This window comes from Enterobacter sp. SENG-6 (assembly GCF_001605945.1).
Taxonomy (GTDB): domain Bacteria; phylum Pseudomonadota; class Gammaproteobacteria; order Enterobacterales; family Enterobacteriaceae; genus Enterobacter; species Enterobacter cloacae.
Genome location: NZ_LOMM01000002.1, coordinates 19,459 through 34,519, shown reverse-complemented (window position 1 = coordinate 34,519; position 15,061 = coordinate 19,459). Strand labels below are relative to the sequence as shown.

Here is a 15,061-nt window from a genome sequence, read left to right as displayed (position 1 = left end):
GACGATCCTTGCGCTTTGTTGATGAGACCGTATAATCCTCGACCCGGCGCGTGATGCTCTTCTTCCTGCGTCGTCCGTTGCTCATTTTCCACGCGAAATCGTGCGGAAATACGCGGGAAATAAGGAAAGAGAATTGACTCCGGAGTGTACAATTATTACAATCCGGCCTCTTTAATCACCCACGCTGAGGCGTTAGTCGTTCGAATCTCGTTCGGGTATACGCAAAAGTCAGTGAATTTATTCAAGTTTAGGTAGAAATCGCCATGAAACGCACTTTTCAACCGTCTGTACTGAAGCGCAACCGTTCTCACGGCTTCCGTGCTCGTATGGCTACTAAAAATGGTCGTCAGGTTCTGGCACGTCGTCGTGCTAAAGGCCGCGCTCGTCTGACCGTTTCCAAGTAATAAAGCTAACCCCTGAGTGGTTAAGCTAGCATTTCCCAGGGAGTTACGTTTGTTAACTCCCGCTCATTTCACTTTCGTCTTCCAGCAGCCACTACGGGCTGGCACGCCGCAAATCACCATCCTCGGCCGCCAAAATTCGCTGGGGCATCCCCGCATCGGTCTTACTGTCGCCAAGAAAAACGTTAAGCGTGCGCATGAACGCAACCGGATTAAACGTCTGACGCGTGAAAGCTTCCGTTTACGTCAGCACGAACTGCCTTCTATGGATTTCGTGGTGGTGGCGAAAAAAGGGGTTGCCGACCTCGATAACCGTGCTCTCTCGGAAGCGTTGGAAAAATTATGGCGCCGCCACTGTCGCCTGGCTCGCGGGTCCTGATAGCCCTCATTCGGGTCTATCAACGCCTGATTAGTCCGCTACTCGGGCCACACTGCCGTTTCACGCCAACATGCTCAAGCTACGGAATTGAGGCATTGCGCAGGTTTGGAGTGATAAAAGGCAGTTGGTTGACGGTGAAACGCGTATTAAAATGCCACCCTTTACACCCAGGTGGAGACGACCCCGTCCCCCCAGGACCCTTTGATACCAGAGAACACTAACGATGGATTCGCAACGCAATCTTCTTATCATCGCTTTGTTGTTCGTGTCTTTCATGATCTGGCAGGCATGGGAGCAGGATAAAAATCCTCAACCCCAGCAGCAGACCACGCAGACAACGAGCAGCCAGGGGAGTGCCGCCGACCAGGGCGTACCGGCCAGTGGCCAGGGGAAACAGATTACGGTTAAGACCGATGTGCTTGAGCTGACTATCAACACCCGTGGTGGTGATGTTGAGCAGGCGCTGCTGTTGACCTACCCGAAAGAGCTGAAGTCTACCGAGCCGTTCCAGTTACTGGAAACCACGCCAGAGTTTATCTACCAGGCGCAGAGCGGCCTGACCGGTCGTGATGGCCCGGATAACCCGGCTAACGGTGCGCGTCCACTGTACAACGTCGAAAACGACACCTTTGTACTGGCTGATGGCCAGAACGAACTCGTTATTCCGATGACCTACACCGACGCGGCAGGCAACACCTTCACTAAAACCTTCACCCTGAAACGCGGTGAATATGCAGTGAACGTGGGCTACAGCGTACAGAACGCCAGTGCGAAACCGCTTGAAGTATCGACCTTTGGTCAGCTGAAGCAGTCCATCAATCTGCCGTCTCACCGTGACACCGGAAGCAGCAACTTTGCGCTGCATACCTTCCGTGGCGCGGCATACTCCACGCCTGACGCGAAGTATGAGAAATACAAATTCGACACCATTGCCGATAACGAAAACCTGAACGTCAGCTCCAAAGGCGGTTGGGTGGCAATGTTGCAGCAGTATTTCGCAACGGCATGGATCCCAAATAACGACGGTACCAATAACTTCTACACCGCGAATCTGGGCAACGGTATTGCGGCTATCGGCTACAAATCTCAGCCGGTTCTGGTTCAGCCGGGTCAAACCGGTAAGCTGGCAAGCACCCTGTGGGTCGGCCCGGAAATCCAGGACAAAATGGCTGCTGTTGCACCGCACCTGGATCTGACCGTTGACTACGGCTGGTTGTGGTTCATCTCTCAGCCGCTGTTCAAGCTGCTGAAGTTCATCCACAGCTTCCTGGGTAACTGGGGCTTCTCCATCATCGTTATCACCTTCATCGTACGTGGCATCATGTACCCGCTGACCAAAGCGCAGTACACCTCCATGGCGAAGATGCGTATGCTGCAGCCGAAGATTCAGGCAATGCGCGAGCGTCTGGGCGATGACAAACAGCGTCAGAGCCAGGAGATGATGGCCCTGTATAAAGCAGAGAAAGTGAACCCGCTGGGTGGCTGCTTCCCGCTGCTGATTCAGATGCCAATCTTCCTTGCGCTGTACTACATGCTGATGGGTTCCGTTGAGCTGCGCCATGCGCCGTTCGCGCTGTGGATCCATGACCTGTCCGCACAGGACCCGTACTACATCCTGCCGATCCTGATGGGCGTGACGATGTTCTTCATCCAGAAGATGTCTCCGACCACCGTGACCGACCCGATGCAGCAGAAGATCATGACCTTTATGCCGGTCATCTTCACCGTGTTCTTCCTGTGGTTCCCGTCAGGTCTGGTGCTGTACTATATCGTCAGCAACCTGGTGACCATCATCCAGCAGCAGCTGATTTACCGTGGTCTGGAAAAACGTGGCCTGCATAGCCGCGAAAAGAAAAAGTCCTGATTCGGTAAGTTAACGCTAAAATAAGGGCGGTCGATTGACCGCCTTTTTTATTTGTACTGAACGAGAGCAACCATGAGCCATAACGACACTATCGTCGCCCAGGCAACCCCACCGGGACGCGGTGGTGTAGGCATTTTGCGTATCTCCGGCCTGAAGGCGCGCGAGGTCGCTGAAGCGGTGCTGGGTAAACTGCCAAAGCCGCGCTACGCTGATTATCTGCCGTTTAAAGACAGCGACGGTACCCCACTGGACCAGGGCATTGCGCTGTGGTTCCCCGGCCCGAACTCCTTTACTGGTGAAGACGTGCTGGAGCTGCAGGGTCACGGCGGCCCGGTCATCCTCGACCTGCTGTTAAAACGTATTCTGACTCTGCCGGGCCTGCGTATTGCAAAGCCGGGCGAGTTCTCCGAACGTGCCTTCCTCAACGACAAGCTCGACCTGGCGCAAGCCGAGGCGATTGCTGACCTGATCGACGCCAGCTCTGAACAGGCGGCTCGCTCTGCCCTGAACTCGTTGCAGGGCGCGTTTTCCGCACGTGTAAATCACCTTGTGGAAGCACTCACTCACCTCAGGATCTACGTCGAAGCAGCGATTGACTTCCCGGATGAAGAAATCGACTTTCTCTCTGACGGTAAAATTGAAGCCCAGCTCAATGATGTGATGGCCGATCTCGATGCCGTTCGCGCCGAAGCGCGCCAGGGGAGCCTGCTGCGTGAAGGGATGAAGGTGGTCATCGCGGGTCGTCCAAACGCCGGGAAATCGAGCCTGCTGAACGCCCTCGCGGGCCGTGAGGCGGCGATCGTGACCGACATCGCCGGGACCACCCGCGACGTGCTGCGCGAGCATATTCACATCGATGGCATGCCGTTGCATATCATCGACACTGCGGGTCTGCGTGATGCCAGCGACGAAGTGGAGCGTATCGGTATCGAGCGCGCCTGGCAGGAGATTGAGCAGGCCGACCGTGTGCTGTTTATGGTAGATGGCACCACGACCGACGCCGTAGACCCGGCGGAGATCTGGCCGGACTTTATCGCCCGTCTGCCAGCTAAACTGCCGATCACCGTAGTGCGTAACAAAGCAGACGTCACCGGCGAAACGCTGGGCATCAGCGATGTGAATGGTCACTCACTTATCCGTCTGTCGGCCCGCACCGGCGAGGGCGTTGACGACCTGCGTAACCATCTCAAGCAGAGCATGGGCTTTGACACCAGCATGGAAGGCGGCTTCCTGGCGCGGCGTCGCCACCTGCAGGCGCTGGAAGAGGCGGCACGTCACCTCGAGCAGGGCAAAGCGCAGCTGATTGGCGCATGGGCGGGGGAATTGCTGGCGGAAGAGTTGCGCCTGGCGCAGCAGAATCTGAGTGAGATCACCGGGGAGTTTACGTCGGACGATCTGCTTGGGAGGATCTTCTCGAGCTTCTGTATTGGTAAGTGACCCCCGTTACTGAAGGGTGATTTCCCCCAGGAAATCACCCTAGTCCAGTCGATTGCCGTGCTCAAAGAGAGCCATCCGGCAGAAAGCTACTGAACCGTTTTTTATTAGCCGGTTATTGAACGCTACCCTGTGCGTGGCGGCGATCCTCACCTATGTAACCGTTTCCCCGGTGCTGCTGATGGAAACCATGGGTTTTAATCGCGAGCAGTATTCCACGATGGTCAGTATGGCGGTCTCGTTCTTGACGCCGTTTGCGCGCAATATGCTGATCGGGATTCTGATTGGCTGTAGCATGCTCTGCATCCTTTTACTTATGGTCCTCCAGCCCTTCACGCTGATCTGGCATAAACGGAAAAGCCATAATCCGAAAATCCTCTGGCTACGCGAGACCATCAAGGCGTTATAGGGTGTCAGCGATCCAATTTTCGCCTAAGAAAATGTAAAGTTCGGTCCTCAGCCTTTTCTTACTATCATTTACTGATTAAAACAGGAGTTGAGTTAAGCGATAATGATGTAACCGTTTAACCGACTACGACCATTATCAAGGAGCGAAAAATGGCTACGCACTTTGCAAGAGGGATACTGACAGAAGGTCGTCTCGTATCGGCCAGAATTTCTTCAGCGTGTCACAGTGAAGCGCTCAAACTTCCTGAGCACCGTCGGTCGCGTTTTTTGGCGTCCCGGGCGCTTCTTGCTGAACTGCTGTTTATGCTGTACGGCACCAGTGAGCTGCCGGACATCATCATCCAACCTGAAGGTCGTCCGGTCTTTGCCGACCCGGAGCTGCCGCGTTTCTCCATTGCCTATACGGGCAATATTATTGGCGTGGCACTCACCACCGAAGGCGATTGCGGGCTGGATATGGAGCTTCAGCGCGCGACACGCGGTTTTCACGGCGCCAGCCCGCATGATGATTACCCGCTCTCCAGCAATGAACAGCTGTGGGTGCGCAACCAGAACGATCCCACTGAAGCCCGGGCTCAGCTTATCACCTTGCGTCAGAGCATTCGTAAGCTCTGTGGTTGCGCGTCAGACGATGCCAGTCAGCTGCAACTCCTGCCGGGCTCCGGACGCCTGCGCTCCACGCAAGCCGCGCTGGTAGAAGCGCTCAGCGATGTTGAGGATGTACTGATCTGGTCTGTAGCAGTCACACCTGCCATTGAACGGCTGAAAATCTGGGAATTTGACAGTAAACAGGGATGGAGTAGCCTTCCGGATGTGCCCGAACGTGCCAACGAGCCCGCCGCGCGCCTGATGAGATTAACCAGTTTACCGGCAGAAAAAGCATATACCCTTAGCTGATCCGTTCAGGGTCATCATGATGAAACAGGAGTAATCATGTCTGAAACGTTGAAAGTCGTAACATTACTGGGAAGCCTGCGCAAAGGTTCATTTAACGGGATGGTTGCCCGTACGCTGCCACAGTTGGCTCCGGCGGGTATGGAGATTAGCGCCCTGCCGTCCATTGGTGACATTCCCCTTTACGATGCGGACGTGCAGCAGGAAGAAGGCTTTCCGCAGAGCGTCGAAGCGCTGGCCGAGCAGATTCGCCAGGCTGACGGGGTGGTGATTGTGACGCCAGAGTATAACTACTCGGTTCCGGGTGGTCTGAAAAACGCAATTGACTGGCTATCCCGCCTGCCGGAGCAGCCGCTTTCCGGTAAGCCGGTGCTGATTCAGACCAGTTCAATGGGTGCCATTGGCGGTGCGCGCTGCCAGTATCATCTGCGCCAGATCCTGGTATTCCTGGATGCAATGGTCATGAACAAGCCGGAATTTATGGGTGGTGTGATTCAGAATAAAGTCGACCCGCAGACGGGTGAAGTGGTGGATCAGAGCACGCGTGACCATCTCTCTGGCCAGTTGACGGCGTTTGGGGATTATATCAAGAGGGTGAAGGCTTAAGTGAGGTGCGGGCTGATGCCCTCACCCCAGCCCTCTCCCACGGGAGAGGGTGCAAACATGTTTATTTGGCGTCGATAAACACAATCTTCAGCACAAACAGTAGCGCCACAATGATGACGCACGGGCTGAGGTCGCGGAAACGACCAGTGCCAATCTTCATCACGCAGTAAGAGATAAAGCCCAGCGCGATACCTTCAGTAATAGAGAAACTCAACGGCATCATTACCGCGGTAATAAACGCCGGTACCGCTTCGGTTAAATCATCCCACTTCACGCGCGACAGGCTGGAGGTCATCAGTACCCCCACGTAAATCAGCGCACCGGCAGCCGCATACGGTGGAACCATGCCAGCCAGTGGAGAAAGGAAGATCACCAGCAGGAACAGAATACCCACCACAACCGCGGTCAGACCGGTACGGCCCCCTACGGAGACACCGGAAGAGGACTCAATATAAGCGGTAACAGAAGAGGTCCCGATAAAAGCACCGCTGACAGAGGAGATGCTGTCCACAAACAGCGCCTGCTTCATGCGCGGGAATTTACCTTTCTCATCCGCCAGGCCCGCTTTGTCGGTCACGCCAATCAGCGTGCCGGAGGAGTCAAACAGGTTCACCAGCATAAAGGAGAAAATCACCCCCGCCAGACCCAGATTCAGGGAACCCGCCAGATCAACATGACCAATAACGGTAGAGACGCTCGGTGGCGCGGAGACAATGCCGTTATAGTGAACGTCACCCAGCATCCAGCCCAGCAGGGTGGTCACTACGATGGACACCAGCACCGCCGCATGAATATTGCGGGAAGCGAGGATCGCGATGATAAAGAAGCCCAGCACGCCCAGCAGCACGTTATGGGAGGTCAGGTGACCGATGCTGACCAGCGTCTCCGGGTTAGCGACGATAACACCGGCATTTTTCAGCCCCATCATACCGATGAACAGACCGATACCGCTGGTGATACCCACGCGCAGGCTGACAGGAATGTTAGCAATCATCCAGTAACGCACGCGGAAAATAGTCAGCAGCAGCAGACCAACCGCGCCCCAGAAGATAGCGCCCATGCCGACTTGCCACGGCAGCCCCATCGCCTGAACTACTACGAACGCAAAGAATGCGTTAAGCCCCATCGCCGGAGCCAGCGCAACCGGCAGGTTAGCGAATACGCCCATCAGAATGCTGCCAAGTGCAGCGATCAGGCAGGTGGTTACGAAGACGGCGCTGGTATCCATGCCAGCAACGCCCAGAATTTGTGGGTTAACAAAAACGATATAGACCATCGTCAGGAAGGTGGTAAAACCGGCGATCACTTCGGTGCGTGCCGTTGTGCCGTGCTCGCGCAGTTTAAACACGCGCTCAAGCAGACCCTGACCCGATGTCTGGGTTGTGTGTTGTTGACTCATCATCAATTTCCGAACAAGGAGGGAAAATTCGTCGCTATCCTATACCAAAATGCGACAATAGTGGCGGTTACGAGATACTTTTTTCATTGATTTTGCTTATACGGCAACGATTGCGTCTCGTTGAACTGCAGTACGTAAACGTTAAACTTGTAAAAAGGGAAAGGCATGTCCGGAATTGAAGCGGTATTTTTCGACTGCGACGGTACGCTGGTCGACAGTGAGGTCATTTGTTCCCGCGCGTATGTCGCCATGTTCCAGGAATTTGGCATTACGCTCGATCTCAACGAGGTGTTCAAACGCTTTAAAGGCGTGAAGCTGTACGAGATCATCGACATCATTAACGCCGAACACGGTGTGGATCTGGCGAAAACGGATCTGGAACCGGTGTACCGCGCCGAGGTCGCACGCCTGTTCGATTCTGAGCTGGAGGTCATTGCTGGCGCAAACGCGCTGCTGGATGCCATGACGGTACCGATCTGCGTGGTGTCTAACGGACCGGTCAGCAAAATGCAGCACTCGCTGGGTAAGCTTGAGATGCTGCACCACTTCCCGGAAAAATTGTTCAGCGGCTACGATATTCAACGCTGGAAGCCAGATCCTGCGCTGATGTTCCATGCGGCAAACGCAATGAACGTCAACGTAGAGAACTGTATTCTGGTGGATGACTCATCCGCGGGCGCGCAGTCGGGCATTGATGCAGGAATGGAAGTGTTTTATTTCTGTGCCGACCCGCACAACAAGCCGATCGATCATCCAAAAGTGACGACCTTTACCGATCTGGCGCAGTTGCCGGAATTGTGGAAGGCGCGCGGGTGGAATATTACACGATAGGTTTTTGTAGGCCCGGTAAGCGCAGCGCCACCGGGCATTTTAACCACTGATTACTCTTTCGGATCTTTACCCGCCAGCAGCTTGTCCAGCTCGTCGCCGCCCACGTGACGGAAGTCCTGACCTTTCACGAAGTAGAAAATGTATTCGCAAATGTTCTGGCAGCGGTCGCCGATACGCTCGATAGAGCGCGCGCAGAACAGGGCGGTCAGTACGCTTGGGATCGTACGTGAATCTTCCATCATGTAGGTCATCAGCTGGCGCACGATGCCTTCATACTCCTGGTCGACTTTCTTGTCTTCACGGTAGATACGTACCGCTTCATCCAGATCCATACGCGCAAAGGCATCCAGCACGTCGTGCAGCATCTGCACCGTGTGGCGGCCCAGCGACTCCAGGCTCACCAGCAGCGGCTGGTGCTGCTGGGAGAATTTCTCCAGCGCGGTGCGGCAGATTTTATCCGCAACGTCACCGATACGTTCCAGCTCGGCGATGGTTTTGATGATGGCCATCACCAGACGCAGGTCGCTCGCCGTCGGCTGACGCTTGGCAATGATGCGCACACACGCTTCGTCAATCGCCACTTCCATCATGTTGACGTTTTTATCGCCTTCGATAACGCGCTTCGCCAGTTCGCTGTCCTGGTTATGCATCGCCGTGATCGCATCAGAAAGCTGTTGCTCGACCATGCCACCCATGGTCATGACCTGAGTGCGAATACTTTCCAGCTCTGCGTTGAACTGGCCGGAAATGTGTTTATTAAGATTGAGATTGTCCATAGCGCGCTCCTGAATCAACCGTAACGACCGGTGATATAGTCTTCTGTTTGCTTTTTAGCGGGCTTGGTGAACAGATCGTCCGTGTTACTGAACTCAATCAACTCGCCCAGGTACATAAATGCCGTGTGGTCGGAGCAACGCGCAGCCTGCTGCATGTTGTGGGTCACGATAACCACGGTGTAATCCTGCTTCAGCTCGGTGATCAGCTCTTCGATACGACCGGTTGAGATCGGGTCCAGCGCTGAACACGGCTCATCCAGCAGCAACACTTCCGGGCGGATCGCGATTCCACGCGCAATGCACAGACGCTGCTGCTGCCCGCCGGAGAGAGAGTAACCGCTCTGGTGCAACTTATCTTTGGTTTCGTTCCATAATGCGGCCTTGGTCAACGCCCACTGCACGCGCTCGTCCATATCGGCACGGGAGAGCTTTTCAAACAGGCGTACACCAAACGCGATGTTGTCGTAAATCGACATCGGGAACGGCGTCGGTTTCTGGAAAACCATGCCCACTTTGGCGCGCAGCAGGGCGATATCCTGAGCCTGGGTCAGAATGTTTTCACCGTCCAGGATGATTTCGCCTTCGGCACGCTGCTCTGGATAGAGCGAGTACATTTTGTTAAAGGTGCGCAGCAGCGTGGATTTACCACAGCCGGACGGACCGATGAATGCCGTTACCTGGTTCTTCGCGATATCCAGGTTGATATTCTTCAGGGCATGGAATTTGCCGTAGTAGAAGTTCAAATCACGAACCTGAATCTTACCCGGGGCAGTATCAACCATACTCATTGACTCATTTCCTCATTCGGCGCCGCGAGCTGCCGCGCCGTAAAAAATTAACCGTGTTTCTTCTTCGCGAAAATGACGCGCGCCAGAATGTTCAGCAACAGTACGCAAAGGGTGATGATCAGCACCCCGGCCCAGGCCAGCTGCTGCCATTCCGCGAATGGGCTCATCGCAAATTTAAAGATCGTCACCGGCAGGTTGGCGATCGGCTGCATCATGTCCGTGCTCCAGAACTGGTTGGAGAGGGCGGTAAACAGCAGCGGTGCCGTTTCACCCGCGATACGGGCAATGGCCAGCAGAATACCGGTCATGATCCCGGAGACAGAGGCTTTAAGCGTAATCGCGGAGATCATTTTCCACTTTGGTGTACCCAGCGCATACGCCGCTTCACGCAGACTGTCCGGCACCAGTTTGAGCATGTTCTCGGTGGTACGAATGACGATAGGCACCTGCAGCAGCGCCAGCGCAATCACACCCGCCCAGCCGGAGAAGTGTTCCATTTGTGCCACAACAATGGTGTAAACAAACAGACCCACCACAATAGACGGCGCAGAGAGCAGAATGTCGTTAATGAAACGAATCACTTCTGCGAGCCAGGATTTACGGCCATATTCCGCCAGATAGATACCCGCCATGATGCCAAGCGGCGTACCGAATACCGTCGCCCACAGGATCAGCAATCCGCTGCCTGCCAGGGCGTTCGCCAGTCCACCACCCGCCGTGTTCGGCGGCGGCGTCATTTCGGTGAACAGCGCCAGAGACATGCCGTCGATACCGCGAACCACGGTAGAGAAGAGGATCCAGATCAGCCAGAACAGACCAAAGGCCATCGTCGCCATCGAGAGCGTCAGCGCGATACGGTTTTTGAAACGACGCTTCGCCTGCATTTTGCGGCGGGATTCCGCAAGCTGAGCAGTGCTTTGCATTTCGAGAGTTGCCATTAGCGTGCCCCCTCATTTTTCGCGAGACGCAGGATCATCAGCTTGGAGATCGCCAGTACGATGAAGGTAATCACGAACAGGATCAGACCCAGCTCCATCAGCGCCGCCACGTGCAGCCCGGATTCCGCTTCGGCGAATTCGTTCGCCAGTGCGGAGGTAATACTGTTACCCGGCATATAGAGCGAGGCACTGTCGAGCTGGTAGGTGTTACCGATGATAAAGGTCACCGCCATGGTCTCACCCAACGCACGCCCTAAGCCCAGCATCACGCCCCCGATCACCCCATTTTTGGTGAACGGAAGAACGATACGCCAGATCACTTCCCAGGTGGTGCAGCCAATGCCGTAAGCCGACTCTTTCATCATCACCGGGGTTTGTTCGAACACATCACGCATAACTGCCGCAATGTACGGAATAATCATGATGGCGAGGATCACACCAGCCGCCAGAATACCGATACCGAATGCCGGGCCGGAGAACAGCGCCCCCACAAACGGAATAGCGGAGAGAACATTACCCACCGGCTCCTGGAAATACGTGGCAAACAGTGGCGCAAAGATAAACAGACCCCACATGCCGTACACGATACTTGGAATGGCCGCCAGCAGTTCAATGGCGATACCCAGCGGGCGTCGCAGCCAGCCCGGTGCCAGTTCCGTCAGGAACAGGGCGATACCAAAGCTTACCGGAACTGCAATCAGCAGGGCGATAAAAGAGGTGACCAGCGTGCCGTAAATCGGCACCAGCGCACCGTAGATATCATTCGGCGCGTCCCACTCTTTGGTCCACAGGAAGGAGAAACCGAATTTCTGAATGCTCGGCCAGGAGGAGAAAATCAGAGACACGATAATGCCGCCCAGCAGCAATAGCACAATCAGCGCAGCCAGTTTCACCAGCGCGCTGAAAATCATGTCACCTTTTTTACCCGGAGGGTTAAATGCAGGCTTGGTTGCAGCCATAAATTACTCTTCTGTTTGAGACGTTTTACGAATATGCCCGGTGGTGCTGACGCTTACCGGGCCTACAGCGTTAACCGTAGGGCGGGTAAGCGTAGCGCCACCCGCCATCTTCGTTAAATATATCCTGTTAGTACAGCGCTTTACCGCTGCTGTCTTTCACGTTGGTTTTCCATGCAGCACGAATCTGCTCAACCACGCTGTCTGGCAGGCTGGCATAATCCAGGTCATTAGCCTGTTTGCCGCCGTTTTTGTATGCCCAGTCGAAGAACTTCAGCACTTCTGCGCCCTGCTCAGGTTTCTTCTGCTCTTTGTGAACCAGAATGAAGGTGGTAGAGGTGATTGGCCACGCGTCTTCACCTTTCTGGTTAGTCAGGTCCTGAGCGAAGGATTTGCTCCAGTCAGCACCTTTTGCAGCGTTGGCAAAGTTCTCTTCAGTCGGGCTGACAGGTTTGCCATCAGCAGAAACCAGTTTGGTGTAGGACAGGTTGTTCTGCTTGGCGTACGCATATTCTACGTAACCGATAGAACCCGGCAGACGCTGTACGAACGCGGCGATACCGTCGTTCCCTTTACCGCCCAGACCGGTTGGCCAGTTAACGGTAGAGCCGGAACCGACTTTAGATTTCCACTCTTCGTTCACCTTCGCCAGGTAGCTGGTGAAGACGAAAGAGGTACCAGAACCATCCGCGCGGCGAACCACGGCGATGTTCTGAGAAGGCAGCTTCAGGCCAGGGTTGAGCTTAGCGATGGCTTCGTCATCCCATTTTTTGATTTTGCCCAGGTAGATATCACCCAGGGTTTTGCCGTCCAGCACCAGCTCACCCGACTTCACGCCCGGCAGGTTGATCGCCAGAACCACACCACCGATTACGGTCGGGAACTGGAACAGGCCTTCCTGAGCCAGTTTGTCATCAGACAGCGGAGCGTCGGATGCGCCGAAATCAACGGTGTTTGCGGTAATTTGTTTCACGCCACCGGAGGAGCCGATACCCTGATAGTTAACCTTGTTACCGGTTTCTTTCTGGTAGGTATCCGCCCATTTGGCATACACCGGCGCAGGGAAGGTTGCACCAGCGCCAGTCAGGCTTGCTTCTGCGAATACAGAGAAAGCGCTCAGAGATAAGGTCGCGGCGACAACAGTTGCGACAGTGGTACGCATAACTTTCATAATGTCTCCTGCAAGGATTTCGTAAATCATTGTTTAAGTGGCTACGATGAGCAAAATAGGACAAACAGGTGACAGATAAATGTACGAATTATGACAGTTTTATGACAATGGAAATTTAGCTTAAAAACCAGCGAAAGATTCCTGATTTATCATCATGTTAGCCACAATCATGACAACAACTTTTCAGAAATATTTTCTTTATGTGACACTGAAAAAAGTAGCTGAAGATGACAGATTGTCATAAATAAAAACGCGAATGCGTTGATTAAAAACAAACCAGGCAGGGTAAAAAAGCTCCACCCGAAGGTGGAGCCAGGAGGGATTATTCTACGGTGACCGATTTCGCCAGGTTACGCGGCTGGTCAACGTCGGTGCCTTTGATCAGCGCAACGTGGTAAGCCAGTAACTGCAGCGGCACGGTGTAGAAGATAGGGGCAATAACCTCTTCTACATGCGGCATCTCGATGATATGCATGTTGTCGCTGCTGGCAAAACCGGCGTCCTTATCAGCGAAGACGTACAGCACACCACCGCGGGCGCGAACTTCTTCAATGTTGGACTTCAGTTTTTCCAGCAGTTCGTTGTTAGGTGCCACAACGATAACCGGCATATCCGCGTCAATCAGCGCCAGCGGGCCGTGTTTTAGCTCGCCTGCCGCGTAGGCTTCAGCGTGGATGTAGGAGATCTCTTTCAGCTTCAGCGCGCCTTCCAGCGCAATAGGGTACTGGTCGCCACGGCCGAGGAACAGGGCGTGGTGCTTGTCAGAGAAATCTTCAGCCAGGGCTTCAATGCGCTTATCCTGAGATAACATCTGCTCAATACGGCTTGGCAGTGCCTGCAGACCATGAACGATGTCATGCTCAACAGAAGCATCCAGCCCTTTCAGACGCGCCAGTTTCGCCACCAGCATCAGCAGAACCGTCAGCTGCGTGGTAAACGCTTTGGTGGAGGCCACGCCGATTTCAGTGCCCGCTTTGGTCATCAGCGCCAGATCGGATTCACGCACCAGCGATGAGCCCGGCACGTTACAGATAGCCAGCGATCCCAGGTAACCCAGCTCTTTAGAGAGACGCAGCGCCGCCAGGGTATCTGCCGTTTCGCCAGACTGAGAAAGGGTGATCATCAGGCTGTTACGGCGCACGGCGGATTTGCGATAGCGGAATTCAGAGGCGATTTCCACATCGCACGGCACGCCAGCCAGCGACTCAAACCAGTAGCGAGAGACCATCCCGGAGTTGTAGGAGGTACCGCAGGCCACAATCTGAATGTGCTCAACCTTGCTGAGCAGCTCGTTTGCGTTGGCACCCAGTTCGCTCAGGTCCACTTCGCCGTGGCTGATACGACCGGTCAGGGTGTTTTTGATGGCGTTTGGCTGCTCGTAAATCTCTTTCTGCATGTAGTGACGGTAAGCGCCTTTGTCGCCTGCGTCGTACTGCAGATTGGATTCAATTTCAGGACGTTTCACCTGCTCGCCTTTGGTATCGAATACCGTCACGCTGCGGCGAGTCACTTCTGCGATATCACCCTCTTCCAGGAAGATAAAGCGGCGGGTGACCGGCAGGAGCGCCAGTTGGTCAGAAGCGATAAAGTTTTCGCCCATGCCCATACCGATAACCATTGGACTACCGGAACGCGCCGCCAGCAGGGTGGACGGATCGCGGGAGTCCATGATCACCGTACCGTACGCACCGCGCAGCTGTGGGATCGCGCGCAGCACCGCGTCACGTAACGTGCCGCCCTGTGCCAGCTCCCAGTGCACCAGGTGCGCAATCACTTCGGTATCGGTTTCAGAAACGAAGGTATAGCCGCGCGCTTTCAGTTCTTCGCGCAGCGGTTCGTGGTTTTCGATAATGCCGTTATGCACGACCACGATGTGTTCAGACACATGCGGGTGCGCGTTGCCTTCAGACGGTTCGCCGTGTGTCGCCCAGCGGGTATGCGCAATACCGGTACCACCGTGCAGCGGGTGTTCTTCCGCGGCCTGGGCCAGCATCTGCACTTTACCGAGGCGACGCAGACGGGTCATATGACCTTCTGCATCCACCACTGCCAGACCGGCAGAGTCGTAGCCACGGTATTCCAGACGACGTAAACCTTCGAGAAGGATTTCAGCAATATCACGCTGCGCAACTGCGCCAACAATTCCACACATAGTTAGATTTCCTGATTATGGCGTTATGCCATGCGTTGTCGCTGACCTGTATTTGCCCTTTCCG

General features: G+C 54.8%; 15 protein-coding genes and 1 pseudogene. 9 read left to right on the top strand and 7 right to left on the bottom strand.

What is annotated here, in order from left to right:
• Positions 1-263: 263 nt before the first annotated feature.
• The 8 genes and pseudogenes from rpmH (at position 264) to AX755_RS01005 (ending at position 5,986) form a co-directional block, all read left to right on the top strand.
• Positions 264-404 (top strand): 50S ribosomal protein L34, encoded by a 141-nt coding sequence (rpmH, locus tag AX755_RS01035; protein WP_000831330.1) that lies wholly within the window; start codon positions 264-266, stop codon positions 402-404.
• A 16-nt stretch (positions 405-420) separates the two neighbouring features.
• Positions 421-780, top strand: coding sequence for a ribonuclease P protein component (rnpA, locus tag AX755_RS01030; protein WP_028028049.1), 360 nt, complete (start codon positions 421-423; stop codon positions 778-780).
• Entirely contained in the window at positions 744-1,001 is a 258-nt protein-coding gene (gene yidD / locus AX755_RS24165) for a membrane protein insertion efficiency factor YidD (RefSeq protein ID WP_001307474.1), read from the top strand. Before rnpA ends, yidD begins: the two co-directional genes overlap by 37 nt.
• 2 nt (positions 1,002-1,003) lie before the next feature.
• A complete protein-coding gene (gene yidC, locus AX755_RS01025; RefSeq protein ID WP_062856144.1) occupies positions 1,004-2,644 on the top strand; it encodes a membrane protein insertase YidC in 1,641 nt (546 codons plus the stop codon).
• A 72-nt stretch (positions 2,645-2,716) separates the two neighbouring features.
• The gene (gene mnmE, locus AX755_RS01020) at positions 2,717-4,081 is read left to right on the top strand and encodes a tRNA uridine-5-carboxymethylaminomethyl(34) synthesis GTPase MnmE (RefSeq protein WP_020685446.1); all 1,365 of its coding nucleotides are present in this window, start codon (positions 2,717-2,719) and stop codon (positions 4,079-4,081) included.
• A gap of 97 nt (positions 4,082-4,178) precedes the next feature.
• Positions 4,179-4,487, top strand: a pseudogene (locus AX755_RS01015) (hypothetical protein); the annotation flags it as partial.
• 149 nt (positions 4,488-4,636) lie between these two features.
• Positions 4,637-5,383 carry a 4'-phosphopantetheinyl transferase family protein gene (locus AX755_RS01010; RefSeq protein WP_013099416.1) on the top strand — a complete coding sequence of 249 codons (747 nt, stop codon included), beginning with the start codon at positions 4,637-4,639 and terminating at the stop codon, positions 5,381-5,383.
• Positions 5,384-5,419: 36 nt separating this feature from the next.
• Positions 5,420-5,986, top strand: a complete 567-nt coding sequence (locus tag AX755_RS01005; protein WP_013099415.1) for an NADPH-dependent FMN reductase — start codon at positions 5,420-5,422, stop codon at positions 5,984-5,986.
• 61 nt (positions 5,987-6,047) lie between these two features.
• Here AX755_RS01005 and adeP read toward each other — a convergent pair whose 3' ends face one another.
• Entirely contained in the window at positions 6,048-7,385 is a 1,338-nt protein-coding gene (gene adeP, locus AX755_RS01000) for an adenine permease AdeP (RefSeq protein ID WP_146095404.1), read from the bottom strand.
• A gap of 165 nt (positions 7,386-7,550) precedes the next feature.
• On the opposite strand from adeP, the gene yieH reads away from it, so the two are divergent.
• Positions 7,551-8,216 carry a 6-phosphogluconate phosphatase gene (gene yieH, locus AX755_RS00995; protein ID WP_045901847.1) on the top strand — a complete coding sequence of 222 codons (666 nt, stop codon included), beginning with the start codon at positions 7,551-7,553 and terminating at the stop codon, positions 8,214-8,216.
• A 50-nt stretch (positions 8,217-8,266) separates the two neighbouring features.
• Here the strand turns inward: yieH and phoU are convergent, their stop codons facing one another.
• The 6 genes from phoU to glmS all read right to left on the bottom strand — a co-directional run bounded on the left by phoU (position 8,267) and on the right by glmS (position 14,997).
• The gene (phoU, locus tag AX755_RS00990; RefSeq protein WP_008500182.1) at positions 8,267-8,992 is read right to left on the bottom strand and encodes a phosphate signaling complex protein PhoU; all 726 of its coding nucleotides are present in this window, start codon (positions 8,990-8,992) and stop codon (positions 8,267-8,269) included.
• Positions 8,993-9,006: 14 nt separating this feature from the next.
• Positions 9,007-9,780 (bottom strand): phosphate ABC transporter ATP-binding protein PstB, encoded by a 774-nt coding sequence (gene pstB / locus AX755_RS00985; protein WP_008500183.1) that lies wholly within the window; start codon positions 9,778-9,780, stop codon positions 9,007-9,009.
• Positions 9,781-9,827: 47 nt separating this feature from the next.
• The gene (gene pstA, locus AX755_RS00980; protein ID WP_020690249.1) at positions 9,828-10,718 is read right to left on the bottom strand and encodes a phosphate ABC transporter permease PstA; all 891 of its coding nucleotides are present in this window, start codon (positions 10,716-10,718) and stop codon (positions 9,828-9,830) included.
• On the bottom strand, positions 10,718-11,677 hold the full coding sequence (gene pstC, locus AX755_RS00975) for a phosphate ABC transporter permease PstC (protein WP_013099411.1): 960 nt from the start codon (positions 11,675-11,677) through the stop codon (positions 10,718-10,720). Before pstC ends, pstA begins: the two co-directional genes overlap by 1 nt.
• Positions 11,678-11,804: 127 nt before the next feature.
• The gene (pstS, locus tag AX755_RS00970) at positions 11,805-12,845 is read right to left on the bottom strand and encodes a phosphate ABC transporter substrate-binding protein PstS (RefSeq protein WP_013099410.1); all 1,041 of its coding nucleotides are present in this window, start codon (positions 12,843-12,845) and stop codon (positions 11,805-11,807) included.
• A 322-nt stretch (positions 12,846-13,167) separates the two neighbouring features.
• Complete coding sequence (glmS, locus tag AX755_RS00965; RefSeq protein WP_020690250.1) at positions 13,168-14,997, bottom strand: glutamine--fructose-6-phosphate transaminase (isomerizing); 1,830 nt, start codon at positions 14,995-14,997, stop codon at positions 13,168-13,170.
• Between the last annotated feature and the right edge of the window lie 64 nt (positions 14,998-15,061).

Excerpts from the sequence above, each read along its gene's own strand:
- rpmH (WP_000831330.1), top strand. The coding sequence starts at position 264 with ATGAAACGCACTTTTCAACCGTCTGTACTGAAGCGCAACCGTTCTCAC.
- yidD (WP_001307474.1), top strand. The coding sequence starts at position 744 with ATGGCGCCGCCACTGTCGCCTGGCTCGCGGGTCCTGATAGCCCTCATT.
- yidC (WP_062856144.1), top strand. The coding sequence starts at position 1,004 with ATGGATTCGCAACGCAATCTTCTTATCATCGCTTTGTTGTTCGTGTCT.
- mnmE (WP_020685446.1), top strand. The coding sequence starts at position 2,717 with ATGAGCCATAACGACACTATCGTCGCCCAGGCAACCCCACCGGGACGC.
- AX755_RS01010 (WP_013099416.1), top strand. The coding sequence starts at position 4,637 with ATGGCTACGCACTTTGCAAGAGGGATACTGACAGAAGGTCGTCTCGTA.
- AX755_RS01005 (WP_013099415.1), top strand. The coding sequence starts at position 5,420 with ATGTCTGAAACGTTGAAAGTCGTAACATTACTGGGAAGCCTGCGCAAA.
- adeP (WP_146095404.1), bottom strand. The coding sequence starts at position 7,385 with ATGAGTCAACAACACACAACCCAGACATCGGGTCAGGGTCTGCTTGAG.
- yieH (WP_045901847.1), top strand. The coding sequence starts at position 7,551 with ATGTCCGGAATTGAAGCGGTATTTTTCGACTGCGACGGTACGCTGGTC.
- phoU (WP_008500182.1), bottom strand. The coding sequence starts at position 8,992 with ATGGACAATCTCAATCTTAATAAACACATTTCCGGCCAGTTCAACGCA.
- pstB (WP_008500183.1), bottom strand. The coding sequence starts at position 9,780 with ATGAGTATGGTTGATACTGCCCCGGGTAAGATTCAGGTTCGTGATTTG.
- pstA (WP_020690249.1), bottom strand. The coding sequence starts at position 10,718 with ATGGCAACTCTCGAAATGCAAAGCACTGCTCAGCTTGCGGAATCCCGC.
- pstC (WP_013099411.1), bottom strand. The coding sequence starts at position 11,677 with ATGGCTGCAACCAAGCCTGCATTTAACCCTCCGGGTAAAAAAGGTGAC.
- pstS (WP_013099410.1), bottom strand. The coding sequence starts at position 12,845 with ATGAAAGTTATGCGTACCACTGTCGCAACTGTTGTCGCCGCGACCTTA.
- glmS (WP_020690250.1), bottom strand. The coding sequence starts at position 14,997 with ATGTGTGGAATTGTTGGCGCAGTTGCGCAGCGTGATATTGCTGAAATC.